19 protein-coding genes are annotated in these 19,466 nt (G+C 72.4%); 6 read left to right on the top strand and 13 right to left on the bottom strand.

Going from position 1 to position 19,466, the window contains the following annotated elements:
• Positions 1-46: 46 nt before the first annotated feature.
• A complete protein-coding gene (apbC, locus tag G5B56_RS17865) occupies positions 47-1,144 on the bottom strand; it encodes an iron-sulfur cluster carrier protein ApbC (RefSeq protein WP_164964102.1) in 1,098 nt (365 codons plus the stop codon).
• Positions 1,145-1,311: 167 nt separating this feature from the next.
• Between apbC and metG the strand changes: the two genes are divergently transcribed.
• A complete protein-coding gene (gene metG / locus G5B56_RS17860) occupies positions 1,312-3,369 on the top strand; it encodes a methionine--tRNA ligase (protein WP_164964101.1) in 2,058 nt (685 codons plus the stop codon).
• Here metG and G5B56_RS17855 read toward each other — a convergent pair whose 3' ends face one another.
• Genes G5B56_RS17855 through G5B56_RS17845 form a run of 3 tightly spaced genes read right to left on the bottom strand, consistent with a single transcriptional unit; the run spans position 3,370 to position 6,277 of the window.
• Positions 3,370-4,953, bottom strand: coding sequence for an ATP-binding protein (locus G5B56_RS17855; protein ID WP_164964100.1), 1,584 nt, complete (start codon positions 4,951-4,953; stop codon positions 3,370-3,372). It abuts the gene before it with no gap.
• A complete protein-coding gene (locus tag G5B56_RS17850; protein ID WP_230246581.1) occupies positions 4,950-5,885 on the bottom strand; it encodes a transporter substrate-binding domain-containing protein in 936 nt (311 codons plus the stop codon). The genes G5B56_RS17855 and G5B56_RS17850 overlap by 4 nt, the downstream gene beginning before the upstream one ends.
• 5 nt (positions 5,886-5,890) lie before the next feature.
• Positions 5,891-6,277, bottom strand: a complete 387-nt coding sequence (locus G5B56_RS17845) for a response regulator (protein WP_240920838.1) — start codon at positions 6,275-6,277, stop codon at positions 5,891-5,893.
• Positions 6,278-6,555: 278 nt separating this feature from the next.
• Between G5B56_RS17845 and G5B56_RS17840 the strand changes: the two genes are divergently transcribed.
• Complete coding sequence (locus G5B56_RS17840; protein WP_009858691.1) at positions 6,556-8,247, top strand: SulP family inorganic anion transporter; 1,692 nt, start codon at positions 6,556-6,558, stop codon at positions 8,245-8,247.
• Here the strand turns inward: G5B56_RS17840 and G5B56_RS17835 are convergent, their stop codons facing one another.
• Together G5B56_RS17835 and G5B56_RS17830 are read right to left on the bottom strand one after the other, a co-directional pair.
• The gene (locus G5B56_RS17835) at positions 8,248-8,523 is read right to left on the bottom strand and encodes a sodium/substrate symporter small subunit (protein WP_009858690.1); all 276 of its coding nucleotides are present in this window, start codon (positions 8,521-8,523) and stop codon (positions 8,248-8,250) included.
• Positions 8,520-9,986: a CYTH and CHAD domain-containing protein gene (locus tag G5B56_RS17830; RefSeq protein WP_164964098.1), complete on the bottom strand. Its 1,467-nt coding sequence runs from the start codon at positions 9,984-9,986 to the stop codon at positions 8,520-8,522. Before G5B56_RS17830 ends, G5B56_RS17835 begins: the two co-directional genes overlap by 4 nt.
• A gap of 83 nt (positions 9,987-10,069) precedes the next feature.
• Here G5B56_RS17830 and G5B56_RS17825 point away from each other — a divergent pair, with 83 nt between their 5' ends.
• Together G5B56_RS17825 and G5B56_RS17820 are read left to right on the top strand one after the other, a co-directional pair.
• Positions 10,070-10,276 (top strand): DUF3460 family protein, encoded by a 207-nt coding sequence (locus tag G5B56_RS17825; RefSeq protein WP_009857490.1) that lies wholly within the window; start codon positions 10,070-10,072, stop codon positions 10,274-10,276.
• 7 nt (positions 10,277-10,283) lie between these two features.
• Positions 10,284-11,141, top strand: coding sequence for a ScpA family protein (locus G5B56_RS17820; protein ID WP_164964097.1), 858 nt, complete (start codon positions 10,284-10,286; stop codon positions 11,139-11,141).
• Here G5B56_RS17820 and G5B56_RS17815 read toward each other — a convergent pair.
• From G5B56_RS17815 to G5B56_RS17800, 4 genes are all read right to left on the bottom strand, one after another.
• Positions 11,126-12,520, bottom strand: a complete 1,395-nt coding sequence (locus G5B56_RS17815; protein WP_164964096.1) for a HAMP domain-containing sensor histidine kinase — start codon at positions 12,518-12,520, stop codon at positions 11,126-11,128. The two genes, G5B56_RS17820 and G5B56_RS17815, sit on opposite strands and share 16 nt — an antisense overlap.
• Positions 12,517-13,263, bottom strand: a complete 747-nt coding sequence (locus tag G5B56_RS17810; protein WP_164964095.1) for a response regulator transcription factor — start codon at positions 13,261-13,263, stop codon at positions 12,517-12,519. The genes G5B56_RS17815 and G5B56_RS17810 overlap by 4 nt, the downstream gene beginning before the upstream one ends.
• A 128-nt stretch (positions 13,264-13,391) precedes the next feature.
• Positions 13,392-14,009 (bottom strand): ParA family protein, encoded by a 618-nt coding sequence (locus G5B56_RS17805; protein WP_164964094.1) that lies wholly within the window; start codon positions 14,007-14,009, stop codon positions 13,392-13,394.
• 58 nt (positions 14,010-14,067) lie between these two features.
• A complete protein-coding gene (locus G5B56_RS17800) occupies positions 14,068-14,643 on the bottom strand; it encodes a malonic semialdehyde reductase (RefSeq protein ID WP_164964093.1) in 576 nt (191 codons plus the stop codon).
• A 46-nt stretch (positions 14,644-14,689) separates the two neighbouring features.
• On the opposite strand from G5B56_RS17800, the gene G5B56_RS17795 reads away from it, so the two are divergent.
• A complete protein-coding gene (locus G5B56_RS17795) occupies positions 14,690-15,121 on the top strand; it encodes a DUF1841 family protein (protein ID WP_164964092.1) in 432 nt (143 codons plus the stop codon).
• Positions 15,122-15,152: 31 nt separating this feature from the next.
• Here the strand turns inward: G5B56_RS17795 and G5B56_RS17790 are convergent, their stop codons facing one another.
• The 3 genes from G5B56_RS17790 to G5B56_RS17780 form a co-directional block, all read right to left on the bottom strand.
• Positions 15,153-16,727, bottom strand: coding sequence for an ABC transporter substrate-binding protein (locus G5B56_RS17790; RefSeq protein WP_009857497.1), 1,575 nt, complete (start codon positions 16,725-16,727; stop codon positions 15,153-15,155).
• Between the two features lie 55 nt (positions 16,728-16,782).
• On the bottom strand, positions 16,783-16,974 hold the full coding sequence (locus G5B56_RS17785; protein WP_009857498.1) for a heavy-metal-associated domain-containing protein: 192 nt from the start codon (positions 16,972-16,974) through the stop codon (positions 16,783-16,785).
• Positions 16,975-17,056: 82 nt separating this feature from the next.
• On the bottom strand, positions 17,057-18,304 hold the full coding sequence (locus tag G5B56_RS17780) for an HD-GYP domain-containing protein (RefSeq protein WP_164964091.1): 1,248 nt from the start codon (positions 18,302-18,304) through the stop codon (positions 17,057-17,059).
• 301 nt (positions 18,305-18,605) lie between these two features.
• On the opposite strand from G5B56_RS17780, the gene G5B56_RS17775 reads away from it, so the two are divergent.
• The gene (locus G5B56_RS17775; RefSeq protein ID WP_164964129.1) at positions 18,606-19,460 is read left to right on the top strand and encodes a MoxR family ATPase; all 855 of its coding nucleotides are present in this window, start codon (positions 18,606-18,608) and stop codon (positions 19,458-19,460) included.
• The last annotated feature ends 6 nt before the right edge of the window (positions 19,461-19,466 follow it).

Below are 19,466 nucleotides of genomic sequence, written 5' to 3'. Positions count from 1 at the left end.
TGGACGACGCGCCCCTGGGAAACCGGCCGGGGCGGGCCGGGACGGATCAGGTGCTCTGGGACACCGTGATCGTCGGGAACTTGGCCGAGAAGTCCTTGGCCTTCTGCGCCACACGCACCGCGACGTGGCGGGCCATCTGCTTGTACAGGCCGGCCAGTTCGCCATCGGGCTCGGCGACGACCGTCGGGCGGCCGCCGTCGGCCTGCTCGCGGATCGCCATCGCCAGCGGCAGCGCGCCGAGGTAGTCGACGCCGTACTGCGCCGCCATGCGCTTGCCGCCTTCGGCACCGAAGATGTGCTCGGTGTGGCCGCAGTTCGGGCAGCAGTAGACGGCCATGTTCTCGACGATGCCCAGGATCGGCACGCCGACCTTCTCGAACATCGTCAGGCCCTTCTTGGCGTCGAGCAGCGCGATGTCCTGCGGCGTCGTGACGATCACCGCGCCGGTGACCGGCACGCGCTGCGCCAGCGTCAGCGCGATGTCGCCGGTGCCCGGGGGCATGTCGACGACGAGGTAGTCCAGGTCCTTCCAGTTGGTCTGGCGCAGCAGCTGCTCCAGCGCCTGGGTGGCCATCGGGCCGCGCCAGATCATCGCCTGGTCGGGGTCGACGAGGAAGCCGATCGACATCACCTGGATGCCGTGGCCGACCAGCGGGTCCATGGTCTTGCCGTCGACGCTGGCCGGCTGGCCGTCGGCCACACCCAGCATCGTCGGCTGGCTGGGGCCGTAGATGTCGGCGTCGAGGATGCCGACCGAGGCGCCTTCGGCGGCCAGCGCCAGCGCCAGGTTGACGCTCGTCGTGCTCTTGCCGACGCCGCCCTTGCCCGAGGCCACCGCGATGACGTTCTTCACGCCCGGCAGCAGCGGCACGCCGCGCTGCACGGCGTGGGCGACGATCTTCGTCGACACCGCCGCCTGGGCGCGTTCGACGCCCGGCACGCTGCACGCCGCCGCCTCCAGCGCCGCCGCGAGCGCCGCGACCTGGCTCTTCGCCGGGTAGCCGAGCTCGGCGTCGAAGGCGACCTCGCCACCGGCGATGCGCAGGTTGCGGATCTGTTTCGTCGAGACCAGGTCGCGGCCGGTGTTCGGGTCGACGACGGTCTTCAGCGCTTCGAGCAGCGCGGCTTCGGTGACGGTGGCCATGGCGGAGGGCAGGCGGGAGGGCTGGGGGACAAAGGCGCGGCAGTCTAGCGCCCGCGGCGCACCCGCGCGGCCGGCGCGGGCAAGCGGCGGGCCGGCGGCAGGCGCCGGTCCGTAGAATTCCCGCCTTTGCCCGCCCACGCGTGCGCTCGCCGGCACGCCCGCTCCCGATGACCCGCAAGCTCTTCGTCACCACCGCGCTGCCCTACGCCAACGGCCCGTTCCACATCGGCCACGTGATGGAGTACATCCAGGCCGACATCTGGGTGCGGCTGCAGCGCATGCGCGGCGCCGAGGTGCGTTTCGTCTGCGCCGACGACGCCCACGGCGCGCCGATCATGATCGCCGCCGAGAAGGCCGGGAAGACGCCGCAGCAGTTCGTCGCCGACATCGCCGCCGGCCGCAAGCAGTACCTCGACGGCTTTCACATCCAGTTCGACAACTGGCACTCGACCGACGGCCCTGAGAACCACGAACTCGCGCAGTCGATCTACCTCGCGCTGAAGGCCAACGACCTGATCGAGGTCCGCACGATCGAGCAGTTCTTCGACCCCGAAAAGGGCATGTTCCTGCCCGACCGCTTCATCAAGGGCGAATGCCCGAAGTGCGGCGCGAAGGACCAGTACGGCGACAACTGCGAGGTCTGCGGCGCCGTCTACGCGCCGACCGACCTGAAGAACCCGTACTCGGCGCTGTCCGGCGCGACGCCGGTGCTGCGCACCAGCGAGCACTTCTTCTTCAAGCTGTCGGACCCGCGCTGCGTCGAGTACCTGGAGAGCTGGACCCAGGACGGCCGCCTGCAGCCCGAGGTCGCGAACAAGGTGCGCGAGTGGTTCACGCGCGACGAGGCCGGCCAGGTGAGCCTGGGCGACTGGGACATCAGCCGCGACGCGCCCTACTTCGGCATCGAGATCCCCGGCGCGCCGGGCAAGTACTTCTACGTCTGGCTGGATGCCCCGGTGGGCTATCTGGCCTCGCTGAAGAACTGGTTCGTGAAGAACGTGCCGGGCGACGCCGGCGCCGCCTTCGACGCCTACCTCGCCCAGCCCGACCTGGAGCAGGTGCACTTCATCGGCAAGGACATCGTCACCTTCCACACGCTGTTCTGGCCGGCGATGCTGAAGTTCAGCGGCCGCAAGACGCCCGACCGCGTCTACGTGCACGGCCACCTGACGGTCAGCGGCGAGAAGATGAGCAAGAGCCGCGGCACCGGCATCAGCCCGCTGCGCTACCTGGAGCTGGGCCTGGACGCCGAGTGGCTGCGCTACTACATCGCCGCCAAGCTCAACGCGCGTGTCGAGGACCTGGACTTCAACCCCGAGGACTTCGTCGCCCGCGTCAACGCCGACCTGGTCGGCAAGTACGTCAACATCGCCAGCCGCGCCGCCGGCTTCCTGGCCAAGCGTTTCGGCGGCCGCCTGTCGGCCGACGTCGGCGTCGAGGGCCGCGCACTGCTCGACGGCCTGCGCGCCCACGCCGAGGTCGTGCGCGAGCACTACGAGACGCGCGAATACGGCAAGGCGCTGCGCGAGGTGATGCTGCTGGCCGACCGCGTCAACGAGTACGTCGACCAGAACAAGCCCTGGGAGCTGGCCAAGCAGGAAGGCGCCGAGGCACGGCTGCACGACGTCTGCACGGTCTGCATCGAGGCCTTCCGCCTGCTGACGCTGTACCTGAAGCCGGTGCTGCCGGCCACCGCCGCGCGTGTCGAGGCCTTCCTCGGCATCGCGCCGCTGGCCTGGGGCGACGCCGCGCGCGCGCTGGGCGGCCACACGATCGGCGCCTTCAGCCATCTGCTGCAGCGGGTCGACCCGAAGAAGCTCGAGGCGCTGTTCGAGCCGCCGCCGGCCCCGGCCGCGCCGGTGCCGGGCGGCGAGCCGCTGGCCGCCGAGATCACCATCGACGACTTCGTCAAGGTCGACCTGCGTGTCGCCCGCATCGTCGCCGCCGAGGCGGTGGAGGGCAGCAGCAAGCTGCTGCGCCTGACGCTGGACGTCGGCGAAGGCCGCACGCGCAACGTCTTCAGCGGCATCGCCGCGGCCTACAAGCCCGAGCAGCTGGCCGGCAAGCTGACGGTGGTCGTCGCCAACCTGGCGCCGCGCAAGATGAAGTTCGGCGTCAGCGAAGGCATGGTGCTGGCCGCCAGCCACGCCGACGAGAAGGCCCAGCCGGGTGTCTTCGTGCTCGAACCCTGGCCCGGCGCCCAGCCGGGCATGCGCATCCGCTGATCAGGCCAGCGGCAGGCGCACGCTGAAGCAGGCGCCGCGGTCGGGCTCGGACTCGAGCTCGATCGTGCCGCCGTGGGCCTCGGCGATCTGGCGCGCCAGCGCCAGGCCCAGGCCGGTGCCGTCGTAGTGGCGGCGCAGGTTCAGGCGGCGAAAGGGCTGGAACAGCTTGTCCTGGTCGGCCGCGGCAATGCCGATGCCGTTGTCGGCGACGCTGATCCAGGCCAGGCCGCCCTCCAGCCCGGCGCTGACGCGCACCTGCGGCGTGCGTTCGGGCGGCACGAACTTCAGCGCGTTGGACAGCAGGTTCTGGAACAGCAGCGACAGCAGCGCCGGGTTGCCGCGCACCGCCGGCAGCGGCGCGACGTGCACGTCGGCACCGCGTTCGCGGATGCTCGCCGCCAGCGCCAGCAGCACCTCGTCGAGCAGCGGGCCGAGCGCGACGGCCTGCGTCGGCGGCGGCTCGCCGCGCTGCATGCGCACGTACTGCAGCACGTCGTCGAGCAGGGTGCGCATGCGCCGCGTCGACTGCAGCATCAGCCCCAGGTAGCGCCGGCCGGGCTCGCTCAGGTGCTGGGCCTCGTCCTGCTCGATCAGGCTGCCGAACTGCACGACGGTGTTCAGCGGCTCGCGCAGGTCGTGCGAGGCGATCCGCACGAACTGCTCCAGCCCGTCGTTGGCACGGCGCAGCTGCTGCGAGCGCGCCTCCAGCCGCTGCTGGGCGTCGCGCAGGTCGGCCTGGGCCGCGGCCAGCAGCTGCGGCGGCACCAGCGCCGCGGCGTAGGCGAGGTAGACGTAGATCGTCTGCCAGGCCGCCAGCCTCGGCGGCGGCACGAAGACGCCGGTGCCCAGCGCCAGCGCGACCGTCAGCGACACCGCCAGCGTCAGCGCCAGCAGCGCCGGATAGGACAGCACGAACACGCCCAGCAGCAGCGGCAGCGTCAGGTAGATGAACGGGAACGGCAGCTGCGCCAGCGCCAGCAGCGAGACGCCGACGGCCAGCGGCAGCAGCACGACGAGCCAGGCGTCGTCCCGGCCGACGGCCACCGAGGCCGCGCCGTCGCGGCAGACCAGGAAGGCCAGCGGCAGCACCGACATCGCGCCGATGACCCCGCCCTCGTACCAGCGCAGCCAGACGCCTTCGATCGCGTCCAGCCCCTGCGGCGCGAGCAGTGCCGTGCCCAGCGTGGCGCTGACGGCCTGTGGCAGCAGCCCGCCGACGACCAGCAGCGTCGCCAGCGCCGGGGCCGAGCGCAGGCCGCGCTCGGGCAGGCGCGCACGCTGCAGCCCCCAGGCGCCGAGCACGATCTCCAGCAGGTTGGGCGGCACGAAGCTCGCCGCCAGCAGCAGCGTGTCGCCCTGCAGCAGGTTGGCGCCGAGGTTGGCGATGCCGGCGGCGGCCAGCAGCAGCGGCCAGTCGGCCCGCGGCCGGTTGGCCAGCGCCGCGACGCCGATCGCGTTGGCGAACCAGATCGAGGCGATCGAGCCCGGCTGGCGCGCGATCAGCATCGAGATCAGCGCCGCGACCGCATAGGCCAGCACCAGCCAGGCCGCCAGACGCCAGCGGTGCGCGCCGGGATCGTTCACGGGATGCGGCGCCCGCCACGCGGCCGCGGCGGCACCGGCTTCACGCGCACCCGGCGGGCGTAGACCAGCAGGCCGGCCAGCACCGCGAACAGCACCAGCAGCATGCCCAGGCGCGTGGCCACCGGCGCTCGCCCGGCCATCTGTCCGGGCTGCAGCGGCCCCAGCCAGCGCCGCAGCACGGCGGCACGCTCGGCCTCGGGCACGGCGGCGATGCCGGCGTCTAGGATCGTGCGCAGCTCGGGCCAGTCGGCGCGCACCGCGAAGCTCAGCTCGTACTCGAAGCCCACCTCGCCGGCGCTGGCCAGCCCGCCCAGCGCGTGGCGGCGCATCACGAAGGCCGCGCTCGCGGCGTCGACGACGGCGGCATCGGCGCGCCGCTCGGCCACCGCGCGCAGCGCCTGCAGGTCGTCGCTGACCGGCAGCCAGCGCACCCGCGGGTAGGCCGCCCTGACCACCGGCTCGACGCCGTAGCCGGCGCCGACGGCCACCGGCCGCCCTTCGAGCGCCGCCAGCGTGCTGTCCGGCCGGTCGTCGCGCACGACCAGGATCGCCGGCACCTTGACGTAAGGCCGGGTGAACAGCAGGAAGGCGGCGCGTTCGGGGCTCGGGCGCAGCGAGGTCAGCAGGTCGGCCTCGCGCCGCTTCACGCGCTCGAGCTGCTCGCCCAGCGGCCGGGCCGGCAGCCAGCGCAGTTCGAGACCGGTGCGGCGCTGCACCAGCGCCAGCAGGTCCACCGACAGGCCGGCCACCTGGCCGTCGTCGTCGACATAGACGAAGGGGCCGTAGTCATGCTCGGGTGCGGCGCGCAGCGTGCCCTGCGCCTTCAGCCAGTCCTGCTGCGCCGGCGTGGTGACCGGCCCGGCGGCCGCCGCGGCGGACAGCCACCCGGCCAGCAGCGCGAACACGGCCAGCAGCCTGCCGCCGCCGGGCATCGTGTTCAAGCCGACACCTGCCGGCGCAGGCGCGCCGCGGCGGCCGGGTCCAGCGGCTTGGTGACGTAGCCCGCGACACAGCGGTAGGCCGCGGCGCGCTCGCGGTCGGACGGGTCGGCCGACGAGCTGAGCATCACGATCGCCGAGCCGTTGCGCTGCACCGCCGGCAGCGCCTCGTAGGCGTCGAGGAACTCGAAGCCGTTCATGCCGGGCATGTTGATGTCCAGCAGGATCAGCTCGACCCGCGGCGCGTCCGAACGCAGATAGTCCAGCGCCGCACGCGCCTCCTCGAAGGAGAGGACGTCGAACCCTTGCCCGGCACGCTCGAGCACGATCCGCGTGAACAGCAGATCGGCCTCGCTGTCGTCGACCAGCATCACTCGACAGGCCACGCTCACCCCCTCTTCGCGGCGCCGGGTCGAGGTGCCCGACGTTCTCGCGTCGGCGCGAAGTGCGGAAATTGCACCTCAACCACGCTCAACCGGCAAGCATGATGCCCGGGATGGCGCAGGGGCGGTGGCATGATGTCGGTCATGCAGCCTGCCGACGCCACGCCCGCCGATTCGCCGGTCGCGCTGCCGTCGCGCCGCCGCCGCTTCATCGCGCGCATGCACCATGGCGGCCCTCCGGGACCGGGAGCCCTTCCCGTCCCACGCTTCCCGGAGTCCGCATGTCCCCTTCCCGCCTGCACCGCTTCCGCCCGCGCCTGCTCGACGCCCTGACGGGCTACGACCGCCGCCGCTTCTCCGCCGACCTCGGCGCCGGCATCACCGTCGGCATCGTCGCGCTGCCGCTGGCGATGGCCTTCGCGATCGCCTCGGGCGTCAAGCCCGAACAAGGCCTGTTCACGGCGATCATCGCCGGCTTCCTGATCGCCGCGCTCGGCGGCTCGCACGTGCAGATCGGCGGCCCGGCCGGCGCCTTCATCGTCATCGTCTACGGCATCGTCGAGCGCTACGGCCTGGCCAACCTGCTGATCGCCACCTCGCTGGCCGGCGTGCTGATGTTCGTGATGGGGCTGTTCAAGCTCGGCGCGCTGGTGCGCTACGTGCCGGTGCCGATCGTCATCGGCTTCACCAACGGCATCGCGGTGCTGATCGGGCTGTCGCAGGTGAAGGACTTCCTCGGCCTGGACACGCCCAAGCTGCCGTCGGACTTCTTCTCGCAGATCGCGGTGCTGGCGCGCCACGCCCACACGCTGAACCCGGCGGCGCTGGCGCTGGCCGCGGCGAGCCTGGCGATCGTCGTGCTCTGGCCCAAGTCCTACAAGATGCCGACCGCGCCGAGCGGGCTGCTGGCGCGGCTGCGGCGGCTGTCGGCGCACCTGCCGGGCACGATCGTCGCGCTGGTCGCGGCCACTGTCGCCACGGTGCTGCTGGACCTGCCGGTGGAGACCATCGGCAGCCGCTTCGGCGGCATCCCGCAGTCGCTGCCCGGCTTCGAGCTGCCCGAGTTCAGCTGGACCACCGTCAAGCAACTGCTGATCCCGACGGTGACGATCGCGCTGCTCGGCTCGATCGAGTCGCTGCTGTGCGCCCGCGTGGCCGACAACATGGCGCCGATCCCGCGCCACGACCCCAACCAGGAGCTGATGGCGCAGGGCGTGGCGAACTTCGTCACGCCGCTGTTCGGCGGCATCCCGGCCACCGGCACGATCGCGCGCACCGTGACCAACGTGCGCGCCGGCGGGCAGACGCCGGTGGCCGGCATCGTGCACGCGCTGACGGTGCTGGCCGTGGTGCTGCTGGCCGCGCCGCTGGCGCTGCACGTGCCGCTGGCGGCGCTGGCCGGCATCCTGGCCTTCGTCGCATGGAACATGGGCGAGTGGCGCGAGTTCGTGCGCCTGCGCCAGTTCAGCGTCCAGTACCGCACGATCCTCGTCGGCACCTTCGCGCTGACGGTGATCTTCGACCTGACGGTGGCCGTCGAGGTCGGGCTGATCCTGGCCTGCGTGTTCTTCATCTACCGCATGAGCACGCTGTTCCGAGCCGAGCCGGTGGCCGACGCCGGCGCGCCGGAGGGTGTGCGTGTCGTCGAGGTCTTCGGCTCGCTGTTCTTCGGCGCCGTCGGCAAGATCGAGACGCTGACGGCGCAGCCGCCGGGCACGCGGGCGCTGGTGCTGGAGATGCACCGGCTGATCTCGATGGACACCTCGGGGCTGGACGCGCTGTCGCAGCTGCACCGCGAGCTGGAGCGCCGCGGCGTGCGCCTGGTGCTGGCCGCCGTCAACGAGCAGCCGCGCTCGCTGATCCGGCGCGCCGGCTTCGAGGCCGAGATCGGCGCGGCCAACATCACCGCGACGCTGGCCGAGGCCTACGCAGCGGCGCTGGCGCCGGCGCCGGAGGTCTCGGAAGCCGGCTGATCAGTCGTCGCCCGGGTCGCCGCGCTGGTCGTCGCGGCGGTCCATGACGATGGCGTAGACCCAGACGATGACGAGGTAGACGATCGGCGCGCCCTGCGCCGCGACCCAGAAGCCGAACGGCGCGCCGAAGAAGCCGAAGTCGAGCTCGCGCGCGAAGAACGCGACGACGAAGGTCACGACGAACCAGGCCAGCAGCAGCCAGCCAGTCAGGCGCCGGTTGCGCCGCCAGTCGCGGCGCCGGCGCTCGGCCTGGCGGCGCTCGAGTTCGGGGCTCATCGCCAGAAGCGCCGGACCTCGTCCAGCGGCGCGAGCGCCGCGGCCGCGCGTGCGAGCAGCGCCTCGTCGCGGCCGGCCAGCCAGCCGAGCGCGAAGGCCAGCGCCGGGTCGGCGGGATCGGCCGCGGCGCGCGCGGCCAGCGTCTGGCGGGCGACGCTGCGGTCGTTGGCCTCGCCCAGCGCCTCCAGCGCCCGGCGCAGGGCCTTGAGCGCGGCACGCGTGCGCCGCGGACGCAGCACCGGCTGCAGGAACTCGATCGCGTAGCGCAGGCGCTTCAGGCGCTTGCGCAGCCGGTGGCGCTGCGCCGCGTCCAGCCGCGCGAAGCGGCGGGCGTCGGCGCGCGCCCGGCGCCAGGCCGGCGCCAGCAGCGCGGCAGCAGCCGGCTCGAGCGCGGCGCCGGGCGTCTGCAGCGCAACCAGCGCCAGCGCCATCGTGCGCAGCATCAGCGTCGTGAAGCCGGCGCCGGCCAGCAGCTCGGCCGGGGCGGCGGCATCGGCCGCACGCGGCCAGGCCAGCGGCGGCGCGCCGGCCGCGGCCAGCTCGGCCAGCAGGCCGGCGGCGGCGACGTCGGCATCGCGCGCCGCGCCCAGCGCCGCGAAGGGTTCGGCCAGCGCCTGCTCCAGCGCCCGCGCGGCGGCCTCGTCGGGCGCCCAGGGCGCAAACACACGCAGCGCGCTGCGCAGCCGGCGCAGGCCGACCCGCAACTGGTGCAGCGTCTCGGCGTCGCCGCTGCCCGAGGCCAGCTCGGCGGCGTTGGGCAGCACCTGCTGCAGCGCCGACTGCAGCATCGCGCCGAAGGCCTGGGTCGTCGTCGGGCGCGGCGGCAGCCGCATCGGCTCGGCATGCAGCGCCGGCACCCGCTCCAGGCCGCGCGCCAGGCGCGTGCCGCGTTCGGCCTTGGTGCGCACGTCCAGCCACAGGCCGTGGCGCGCCACCCACTGCGCGGCCAGCGCCAGCAGCCCGGACGGCGGGCCCGACAGCAGCTCGAACTCGATCTCGCAGACCGCGGCGCTGCGCTCGCCGGCGACGATGCGGCCTTCGTCGAGCGCGATCTCGACCACGGCGGCACCGCTGCGCACGCGGCGCGCCACGCGCACGATCTCGGTGCGGTAGCGCTCGACCAGCGGCGCACCGTCGGCCAGCAGCCGCGCCAGCGCGTCGCCGGCCGGCGTGCCGGCGTGGCGCGCCGGGTCCAGCACCGGCGCGGCGTCGGTGTCGGGCAGCTCGATCTCGTGCTCCAGGCGGTCCATCAGGCCGTCGCCGCGGCCCTTGAGGGTCTGCACCCAGCGTGTGCCCTCGCGCCGCAGGCGCAACGCGAAGCCGGCACGCGCCAGGCGCTCGTCGGCGGTGTCGGCGTAGGCGGCGGCCAGCGGCAGCACACGCGCGGTCTTCGTCGCGACGGCACGCTGCACCCGGTCGCGCGCGGCGGCCGGAATCTGGAACTTCAGCTCGATCTCCCTCATGCCTGTCCTCGGGCGTGGCGGGCGCGGAAGCGGCCCGGCCGGTAAACTCATGGATCGACCGAATTGTCGCTTCCGCACCGACCATGCCGCCGTTCTTCCGCAAGCCCTACACCTCCGACGTCACCGACTTCATCGCCAAGCTGAAGGAGCAGCGCCCGACGCTGGAGGACGAACAGCGCGCCGGCCGTGCGCTGCTGTGGGACAAGGCGATCGACCGCGAGGCGCAGCAGGCCTGGCGCCAGGCGCGCGTGCCGCAGCAGCCCTACGTCTACCAGTCCAAGGGACGCTGAAGCGCCCTTGGACACGCCCGCCCTGCCCGAGGCGCTGCCGACCGCGGAAGCGGCAGCCGAACCGGCCGCGCAGGACGTCGTGGATCAGGTGGCCGTCGCCCGCCTGTACGGCGAGCCGCTGTTCCGGCTGCCGCAGGACCTCTACATCCCGCCGGATGCGCTGGAGGTCTTCCTCGAGGCCTTCGAAGGCCCGCTGGACCTGCTGCTCTACCTGATCCGCAAGCAGAACTTCAACATCCTCGACATCCCGCTGGCCGACGTCACGCGCCAGTACCTGGACTACGTCGAGCAGCTGCGGCGGCGCAATCTCGAGCTCGCCAGCGAGTACCTGCTGATGGCGGCGATGCTCATCGAGATCAAGTCGCGCATGCTGCTGCCGCCGAAGAAGAACGCCGACGGCAGCGAACCCGAGGATCCACGCGCCGAGCTCGTGCGCCGGCTCATCGAGTACGAGCAGATCAAGCTCGCCGCCGCGCGCCTGGACGCGCTGCCGGTGATGGGCCGCGACTTCCTGCGCGCCCAGGTCTACGTCGAGCAGGCGCTGGCGCCGCGTTTCCCCGACGTCGAGCCCGACGACCTGCGCGCCGCCTGGGCCGACATCCTGAAGCGCGCGCGGCTGCACCAGCACCACACGATCTCGCGCGAGCAGCTGTCGGTGCGCGAGTTCATGACCATCGTGCTGCGCCGGCTGCAGGGCAAGCGCTTCGTCGAGTTCCAGGAGCTGTTCGACGTCACGCGCGGCACGCCGGTGCTGGTCGTGACCTTCATCGCGATGCTGGAGCTGTCGCGCGAGCACCTCGTCGAGGTGACGCAGGCCGAGGCCTTCGCGCCGATCTACGTGCGTCTGGCCTACCAGCCGGTCTGAGCGCCCGCCGGCAGCGTGAACGAGAACACCGAGCCGCGGCCCGGCCGCGAGCGCACGCGGACCTCGCTGCCCATCAGCGAGCACAGCCGGCGCACGATCGCCAGGCCCAGCCCCAGGCCGGGGCCGTCGGGCACCGGGGCGGCACGCATGCCGCGCACCTGGAAGAACTCTTCGAAGACGCGTGGCAGGCTCTGCGCGTCGATGCCGATGCCGGTGTCCCAGACCTGCAGCAGCAGCCGGCCGCCGCGCCGGCGGCAGCCGACCAGGACGCCGCCGACGTCGGTGTAGCGGATCGCGTTGCCGAGCAGGTTGCGCAGCACGCGCTCGACGAGCAGCGGGTCGGCGTGGGCGAGGTGGCGCTCGCCGCGAAAACGCAGCGCGAGGCCTTTCTCCGCGGCCAGCGGCTCCAGATGCAGGCGCAGCCGCGTGTACAGCGCCCGGATCTCCAGCCGCTCGGGCCGCGGCTCGACGCCGCCGGCGTCGATGCGCGTGATGTCCAGCAGCTCGCCGAACAGCGTGTCCAGCGACTCCAGCGAGGCGTCGATGCCGTGCACCAGGGCCGCGGCCTCGGGCGCCTGCGGGCGCCGGCGCAGCGCCTCGACGAACAGCGACATCGCCTGCAGCGGCTGGCGCAGGTCGTGGCTGGCGGCGGCGAAGAAGCGTGTCTTGGCCAGCGAGGCGGCCTCGGCCGCGCGCCGCGCCGCCTCGGCCTCGGCCTTCTCGAAACGCAGCTGCGCGGCCAGCTCGGCGGTGCGGTTCTTCAGCCGGATCGCCTGGGTCAGCGCGGCGCCGTGGGCCCGCGCCATGACCCAGGTGACGGCGAACAGGCTCGCGATCACCGCCGCCAGCTGCAGATGGTTGTCGCGCCCGGTGTCGGTGGCCACACGCAGCACCGTGGCACCGAGCAGCAGCGCGTTGTAGCCGAGGAACAGGCGCGGCTGCGTGGCGAGCATCTGCACCGAGGCGACGCAGAAGCTGTAGAGCACCAGCAGCAGCACCGTCGCGTGATAGTCCGTGCCCAGGCCCCAGAACAGCCAGGCGGCCAGCCCCCAGAGCGCGCCGTGGGCGAGCACCAGCAGGCTCCAGCTGCGCAGCCAGGACATCAGCCGCTCGTCGTCGGCGGCATCGGGGCGGCGCCAGCGCAGGCAGTGCAGCAGGCGCAGCGACCAGACGATCGAGAACGCGCCGGCCCAGGCCAGCAGCAGGCGGCGGTCGCACAGCGCGCCGAAGGTCATCAGCACCAGGCCGAGGCCGACGGCGTAGCCGACGAGCATCGCCGGCGCCAGGTGGTACAGCGCGCGCAGCTGGTCGGCGGGCGAGCCGCGGCCGTCGGGCGCCACCCGCGCCGGCACGAGAACGGCGGCGGCCACGGCCGTCATGGCCGCGGCGGCGCCTTCGGCACCCAGCCGTTCTGCCGCTGCATCATCTGGCTGACCGCCAGAACCGCCTGCGTGCGCGTGCTGACGCCCAGCGCGCGCAGCACCGCGGCGACGTGGTCCTTGACGGTCTCGACCGACAGGTCGAGCTCGCGCGCGATCAGCTTGTTCGGCAGGCCCTTCAGCAGCAGGCCCAGCACCTCGCCCTGGCGCGGCGTCAGCCCGATGCGCGCCAGCGACGGCGGCTCCTGGTGCGGCTCGGGCCGCGCCCGCTCGCCCAGCGGCGCGTCGGGCACCAGGCGCAGCGCGCCGGGCACGGTCTCGGGCGCGTCGGACGCCGGCCGGGGCTCCAGCCCGAGCATGTTGGGCGGCACGTACAGGCCGCCGGACATCACCATGCGCAGCGCCTCGCACAGCGCCTTGTTCGACGAACGCTTGGGCACGAAGCCCATCGCGCCGAGGTCGATCGCGCGGATGACGTCGCTGGCACGGTCGGAGGCCGAGATCACGACCACCGGCAGCTCGGGGTAGGCGGCGCGGAACTCGGCCAGCACCTCGAAGCCGTCGTCCTCGCCCAGCGCCAGGTCGAGCAGCACGAGGTCGCGGTCGGCGTCCTGGCGCAAGGCCTCGCGAGCGGCCTCGGCGGTGGCCGCGCCGTGCACGTCGACGTCGTCGCCGAGCCCGCGGATGACCGCCTGCAGGGCCGAGAGGATCAGAGGATGGTCGTCGACCAGCAGGACTTTCATGGCCCTCCCCCCAGGTCGCGGATGCGAACCGCGCGATTCTGGGCTGGCGCCCGAGGCGCGGGCTCACCCACTCTTTGGGGTATCTCGTCCCGGGGAACGACGCCGCACGGCCGGCGCGAGCGAGGCCCTCAGCGGGTCAGCCACTCCACCAGCGGCGCCCACTGCTGCAGGTCGCGCTCGACGCGGCCGGGCGCCACGTCCCACAGCGTCAGCCCGCGGGCGGCGAGCTGCACGTAGTTCTGCGTGTCGCGCAGCGACGCGACCAGCGGCACCGGCAGCGTGCGCAGGTACTGCTGCAACTGCTCGTGGGCCAGTGTGTGCTCGCGCACGCGCATCGCCACCACGCCGACGGCGAGGTCGGCGCCGCGCTTGTGCTGGCGCAGCGCCTGCACGAAGGCGTGCGTGGCCTGGATGTCGAACAGGCTCGGCTGCAGCGGGATCAGCATCCGGTCGGCGATCTTCAGCACCGCGTCCAGGCGCTTGCCGTGCAGGCCGGCCGGGGTGTCGAGCACGACGTGCGTCGTGCCCTTGGGCGGGCGCACGATCTCGCCCGGGTCGACGTCCCAGCCGCGGATCGCCGGCAGCGCCGCCGGCCGCTGCGCCAGCCACTGGCGCGAGGACTGCTGCCGGTCGACGTCGCCGAGCATCACCGCCGCGCCGTGCGCGGCCAGGCAGCCGGCGACGTTGGTCGCCAGCGTGCTCTTGCCGACGCCGCCCTTGGGGTTGGCGATGACGATGACCGGCATCCGGTGCCTCCTGCTGTCCGTTTGGCCGGCGATGGTAGCGGCCGCGGCGGCGCCCGCCTCAGACCAGCCGGCAGGCCTCGGCGAAGGCCAGCCGCGGCAGCCGCGGGTGGACCTTGGCCGGGTCGCCGTGGCCCAGCGTGCAGATGAAGTTGGTGCGCACCGTCGTGCCGGCCCAGTACTCGGCGTCGGCGCGGGCGGCGTCGAAGCCGCTCATCGGCCCGCAGTCCAGGCCGAGCGCACGCGCCGCGAGGATCAGGTAGGCGCCCTGCAGCGAGGAGTTGCGCAGCGCCGTCTCGGCGATCAGCGCGTCGTGGCCGGCGAACCAGGCCCGTGCGTCGGCGTGCGGGAAGAGCTGCGGCAGCTTGTCGTGGAACGCCAGGTCCATGCCGATGATCACCGTCACCGGCGCTTCCAGCACCTTCTGCCGGTTGCCGGGGCTGACGATCCCGGCCAGGCGCTCGCGCGCCTCGGGCGTGCGCACGAAGACGAAACGCGCCGGGCTGCCGTTGACCGCCGTCGGGCCCCACTTCAGCAGCTCGTAGAGCTGCTCGAGCGTGGTGTCGGGCACGGGGTCGGGGCGGTAGCCGTTCTGGGTGCGGGCGGCGGTGAAGAGCTGTTCGGTGGTGATGTTCATCGACGTGTCGGAAACCGGGTCAAGGACGCGCGGCGACAATGCGGCGATGTTCCAACCGAATCAGGCCGACGTCAGACGATTCTTCTGCGGCGCCTACGCGAAGTACCGCGACGGCGCCCCGGTCGATGCGATGGAGGCGATCGCCACACGCTGGATCGCCGAGCACGCCGAGTATCACGCCGAACTCGCCGACCTGCCGGCCGCGCTGGCGGCCGACTACCGCGTCGACGCCGGCCGCACCAACCCGTTCCTGCACCTGTCGATGCACCTGTCGATCGAGGAGCAGTGCAGCATCGACCAGCCGACCGGCATCCGCCAGGCCGTCGCGCTGCTGGCGGCGCGGCGCAACTCGCTGCACGCCGCGCACCACGAGGTCATGGAGTGCCTGGGCGAGATGATCTGGGCTTCGCAGCGCAGCGGCCTGCCGCCCGACGGCCAGGCCTACCTCGAGGCCGTGCGCCGCCGCGCGACCACCTGAGACGCAGCGCCGAAGGCGCTTCGGGGGTGGGTCACTTGACCGTGACCCAGGCGAACTCCAGCCAGTTGTCGGCGCGGTGCACGACGTCGACGTTGGTGCGCGCGGCCCAGGGGATCACCTGGCGGTGCAGCGGCAGCAGGTGCGCCTGCTGCGTGTACTCGCGCAGCGCGGCCTTGACGAGGTCCTCGCGCTTCTTCGGGTCGGGCTCGGCGCTGGAGGCCTTGGCGAGTTCCTCGAAGCGGTCGTTCTTCACCCGGCCGTAGTTGAAGGCGCCGACACCCTTCTCGCCCGGCGCGCGCAGCACCGGCGTGATCGTCACCTCGGCGTCGGTGATCGCGCCGCCCCAGCCCAGCATGTACAGGCTGGTGTCGAACTTCTCCAGCTTGGGGAAGTAGACCGCGCGCGGCATCGCGTTGACACGCAGCTTGACGCCGACCTTGGCCCACATCTGCGCCAGCGCGAGGCAGATCTCCTCGTCGTTGACGTAGCGGTTGTTCGGGCAGTCCAGCGTGACCTCGAAGCCGTTGGCGTAGCCGGCCTCGGCCAGCAGCGCACGCGCCTTGGCCAGGTCGAAGGGCAGGCGGCTCTCGATCGCCGGGTCGTTGTACGAACCCAGCGGCGACGGCGTGATGCCGCCGGTCGGCACGCTCTGGCCGTTCATCAGCTTGGTCTTCAGCGTCTCGATGTCGATCGCGTGGTACAGCGCCCGGCGCACGCGCACGTCCTTGAACGGGTTGCGGCGCTTCTCGCTGCCGTACAGCAGCTCGTCGCGCTGCTGGTCCATGCCGATGAACAGCACCCGGTTCTCGGGGCCGTCGACGATCTTCACGCCCGGCGTCGAGCGCAGCCGCGGCACGTCGCGCGGCGCCGGGTCGACGACGAAGTCGATCTCGCCGGAGACCAGCGCCGCCAGCCGCGTCGCGTCGTTGGCGATCGGCGTGTAGACGACCTGCTGGACGTTGCCCTCGAAGCGCCCCCACCAGTTCGGGTAACGCTTGTAGACCGTCTTGATGCCGGGCGCGCGGCTGGCCAGCATGTACGGGCCGGTGCCGTTGGCGTTGAAGGAGGCGTAGCTCTCCTCCTTGTTCTTGAAGTCCAGCGGCCGGGTGACCTTGTTCTTCTCGGACCACGACTTGCTCATGATCCACAGCGGCGCGGCGATGTGCTGCAGGAAGATCGGGTTGACCTGCGGCAGCCGGAACTCCACCGTCAGCGGGTCGATCGCCACCGCGGTGCCCACCGCGTTGGCGTAGACGCTGATCTGCGAGGTCGGCTCCTTGGCGCGGTTCATCGAGAACACGACGTCCTCGGCGGTGAACGGCGAACCGTCGTGGAACTTCACGTTCGGCCGCAGCTTGAAGCGCCAGGTCAGCGGCCCGGTCTGCTTCCACTCGGTGGCCAGCGCCGGCACCAGGCCCAGGTTGCGGTCGCGGCCGACCAGCCCCTCGTAGACCTGGCCGTTCATCGAGTTGGTCAGCAGCTCGTTCTGCGAGTGCGGGTCCATCGTCTGGGGGTCGCCCTGGCTGGCCCAGCGCAGCGTCTGCGCCCCGGCGCTGCCGGCGGCCAGCCCTGCGGCGAGCAGGGCGCAGGTGATCCACGATTTCATCGTCTCTCCCGGAGTTGGATGCAGGGGGTGGCGCGCCGCGCGCGCCGGCGGCGGCTCAGGCCGCCTCGAAGCCTTCTTCGGCCAGCGCCGCGGTGAAGGCCTCGGCCGGCCGGGCCGACTCGATGCGCACGGCATGCGTCGGCAGGTCGATGGCCACGCGGGCGGCGGCGTCGACGCGCTGCACCGTCTCGGTGACGGTCTTCACGCAGTGGCCGCAGGTCATCGTCGGGAGCGTCAGTTCGATCATGGCGGGCAAGCCTCCTGTTGTGCCGGCCCGAAGGGTAACGCCTGCGCCGGCCGCCGCTGCGGGCGGCCGTGCGGCCACGGGGTCAACGCCGTGCGCGTGCGGCCTCGGGCGGCAGCCAGAGCTCGTCGAGCGAGCGGCCGGCCCAGTTCTGCGCCGGCTCGCGGCCGACGATGCGGTCGCTGGCGGCCTGCGCCAGGTCCAGGCGCAGCGGCGGGATCGGCATCGCCGCGCGCGTCGAATAGAACAGGCTCAGCACCGGGGCCGCCGGCTTGCCGGGGTTCTGCTCGACGACGATGCCGATGCGCCCCGACTCCATGCGCACCAGCGAGCCGGTCGGGTAGATGCCGACGCTGCGCACGAAGGCGGCGAGGATGGCCTCGTCGAAGTGGCCCTTCCACGACACCATGCGCGCGATCGACTCGGCCGGGTCCCAGCCGGCCTTGTAAGGGCGGTTGGAGGTGATCGCGTCGTAGACGTCGCAGACCGCGCCCATGCGCGCCTCGCGCGTCAGCGCGTCGCCGGAGAGCTTGTGCGGGTAGCCGGTGCCGTCCACGCGCTCGTGGTGGTGCAGGCAGACCTCGAGCGCGTCGCTGCCGGCGCCGCGGGCTTCCTGCAGCAGGTGGTGGCCGCGCTCGGGGTGGGAGCGCATGACGTCGAACTCCCGGTCGGTCAGCTTGCCCGGCTTGTTCAGCACGTCCGACGGCATCAGCGCCTTGCCGATGTCGTGCAGCAGCCCGGCCAGGCCGAGGCGGCGGCACTCGGTGTCGTCGGCACCGAGCTGGCGGCCCAGCGCCACCATCAGCGCGCAGACCGCGACCGAATGCATGTAGGTGTAGTCGTCGTGGGTCTTCAGCCGCGCCAGGCTGACCAGCGCCCCCGGGTTGCGGAACACCGACTCGGTGACCTCCTCGACCAGCGGCATGCAGGCCTCGCCGTCGATGGCGCGGCCGAGCCGGGCGTCGCTGAACATCGAGACCACGGCTTCACGCCCGCGCTTGCAGACGGCCGCGGCGGCCTGCAGTTCCTCGGCCATCGTCGTCGTCGGCGGGCGCGGCGGCGGCGGCGCGGGCGACGGCACGGCGGCGGCCACCGGCGGCGGCGGCGGCGCCGGCGGGCGCGGGCGGACGTCGACGCCGGCCGGCGCGACGTCCAGGCCGAGCGAGGTGTCGATCCAGCACTCGCGCACGCCACTCTGGTGCGCCTGGGCCAGCGTCTTCGGATCGTCGATGACGAAACGCGTGCGCCAGAACGGATGGTCCATCCACGAGCCCTCGAAGCCGTGCAGATGCATCCCCAGGCGCAGGTCGGAAACGGAAATCTTCTTCAGCATGGACACGCTTGACCGCCCGCGACCGTCCGCCGATGGACGGACGGCACCACAACGGGGCGTCGAATGTGTCGATGATCTGTCACAAATGGCACGGCACGACGCGGATCAGCAGGGCGCGGACGGCACAAATCGGCAGAAGCGGGATTCGGCCACGGTTGCGCGGCCGGGTGCCCGGCGCGGCCGCACGCCGCCGGCCCGGCATGCGGCGCACCCGCTTGACGCCCCGCAAGCCGCCCGGCGCGAGGGCGCCGTATAGGCGCCGCTTATACTGGCCCGCCCCTTCAATCGCCTCGTGGACACGATGAAATTCCAGGGTTCGGACCAGTACGTCGCGACGCAGGACCTGATGCTCGCCGTCAACGCCGCCGTGACGCTGCAGCGGCCGCTGCTGGTCAAGGGCGAACCCGGCACCGGCAAGACGATGCTGGCCGAGGAAGTGGCGCGCGCGCTGGGCCTGCCGCTGCTGCAGTGGCACGTGAAGAGCACGACGAAGGCGCAGCAGGGCCTGTACGAGTACGACGCCGTCAGCCGGCTGCGCGACAGCCAGCTCGCCGGCGAGGAAGAGTCGGCGCGGGTGCGCGACATCCGCAACTACATCGTCAAGGGCGTGCTCTGGCAGGCCTTCACGTCGGAGACGCCGGTGGCGCTGCTGATCGACGAGATCGACAAGGCCGACATCGAGTTCCCGAACGACCTGCTGCGCGAACTCGACCGCATGGAGTTTCACGTCTACGAGACGCGCGAGATGGTGCGCGCGAAGCACCGGCCGCTGGTCTTCATCACCTCGAACAACGAGAAGGAGCTGCCCGACGCCTTCCTGCGCCGCTGCTTCTTCCACTACATCAAGTTCCCGGACGCCGAGACGATGCAGCGCATCGTCGAGGTGCACTTCCCCGGCCTCAAGCGCGAGCTGCTGGCCGCGGCGCTGAAGACCTTCTACGACGTGCGCAACCTTCCCGGGCTGAAGAAGAAGCCGTCGACCAGCGAGCTGCTGGACTGGCTGAAGCTGCTCGTCGCCGAGGACATCCCGCCCGAGGCGCTGCACAGCCGCGACGAGCAGGTGGCGGTGCCGCCGCTCGTCGGCGCGCTGCTGAAGAACGAGCAGGACGTCTCGCTGTTCGAGAAGCTGGTCTTCATGCAGCGCCACAACCGCTGAGCCCGA

The sequence above is a fragment of the Rubrivivax sp. JA1026 genome, from assembly GCF_011065555.1.
In the GTDB taxonomy this organism is placed as follows: Bacteria; Pseudomonadota; Gammaproteobacteria; order Burkholderiales; family Burkholderiaceae_C; genus Rubrivivax; species Rubrivivax benzoatilyticus.
This window is presented reverse-complemented; position numbering and strand designations above follow the sequence as displayed.

Excerpts from the sequence above, each read along its gene's own strand:
- G5B56_RS17835 (WP_009858690.1), bottom strand. The coding sequence starts at position 8,523 with ATGAGCCCCGAACTCGAGCGCCGCCAGGCCGAGCGCCGGCGCCGCGAC.
- G5B56_RS17825 (WP_009857490.1), top strand. The coding sequence starts at position 10,070 with ATGCCGCCGTTCTTCCGCAAGCCCTACACCTCCGACGTCACCGACTTC.
- G5B56_RS17830 (WP_164964098.1), bottom strand. The coding sequence starts at position 9,986 with ATGAGGGAGATCGAGCTGAAGTTCCAGATTCCGGCCGCCGCGCGCGAC.
- G5B56_RS17790 (WP_009857497.1), bottom strand. The coding sequence starts at position 16,727 with ATGAAATCGTGGATCACCTGCGCCCTGCTCGCCGCAGGGCTGGCCGCC.
- G5B56_RS17795 (WP_164964092.1), top strand. The coding sequence starts at position 14,690 with ATGTTCCAACCGAATCAGGCCGACGTCAGACGATTCTTCTGCGGCGCC.
- G5B56_RS17800 (WP_164964093.1), bottom strand. The coding sequence starts at position 14,643 with ATGAACATCACCACCGAACAGCTCTTCACCGCCGCCCGCACCCAGAAC.
- G5B56_RS17850 (WP_230246581.1), bottom strand. The coding sequence starts at position 5,885 with ATGCCCGGCGGCGGCAGGCTGCTGGCCGTGTTCGCGCTGCTGGCCGGG.
- G5B56_RS17815 (WP_164964096.1), bottom strand. The coding sequence starts at position 12,520 with ATGACGGCCGTGGCCGCCGCCGTTCTCGTGCCGGCGCGGGTGGCGCCC.
- G5B56_RS17785 (WP_009857498.1), bottom strand. The coding sequence starts at position 16,974 with ATGATCGAACTGACGCTCCCGACGATGACCTGCGGCCACTGCGTGAAG.
- metG (WP_164964101.1), top strand. The coding sequence starts at position 1,312 with ATGACCCGCAAGCTCTTCGTCACCACCGCGCTGCCCTACGCCAACGGC.
- G5B56_RS17775 (WP_164964129.1), top strand. The coding sequence starts at position 18,606 with ATGAAATTCCAGGGTTCGGACCAGTACGTCGCGACGCAGGACCTGATG.
- apbC (WP_164964102.1), bottom strand. The coding sequence starts at position 1,144 with ATGGCCACCGTCACCGAAGCCGCGCTGCTCGAAGCGCTGAAGACCGTC.
- G5B56_RS17840 (WP_009858691.1), top strand. The coding sequence starts at position 6,556 with ATGTCCCCTTCCCGCCTGCACCGCTTCCGCCCGCGCCTGCTCGACGCC.
- G5B56_RS17805 (WP_164964094.1), bottom strand. The coding sequence starts at position 14,009 with ATGCCGGTCATCGTCATCGCCAACCCCAAGGGCGGCGTCGGCAAGAGC.
- G5B56_RS17780 (WP_164964091.1), bottom strand. The coding sequence starts at position 18,304 with ATGCTGAAGAAGATTTCCGTTTCCGACCTGCGCCTGGGGATGCATCTG.
- G5B56_RS17810 (WP_164964095.1), bottom strand. The coding sequence starts at position 13,263 with ATGAAAGTCCTGCTGGTCGACGACCATCCTCTGATCCTCTCGGCCCTG.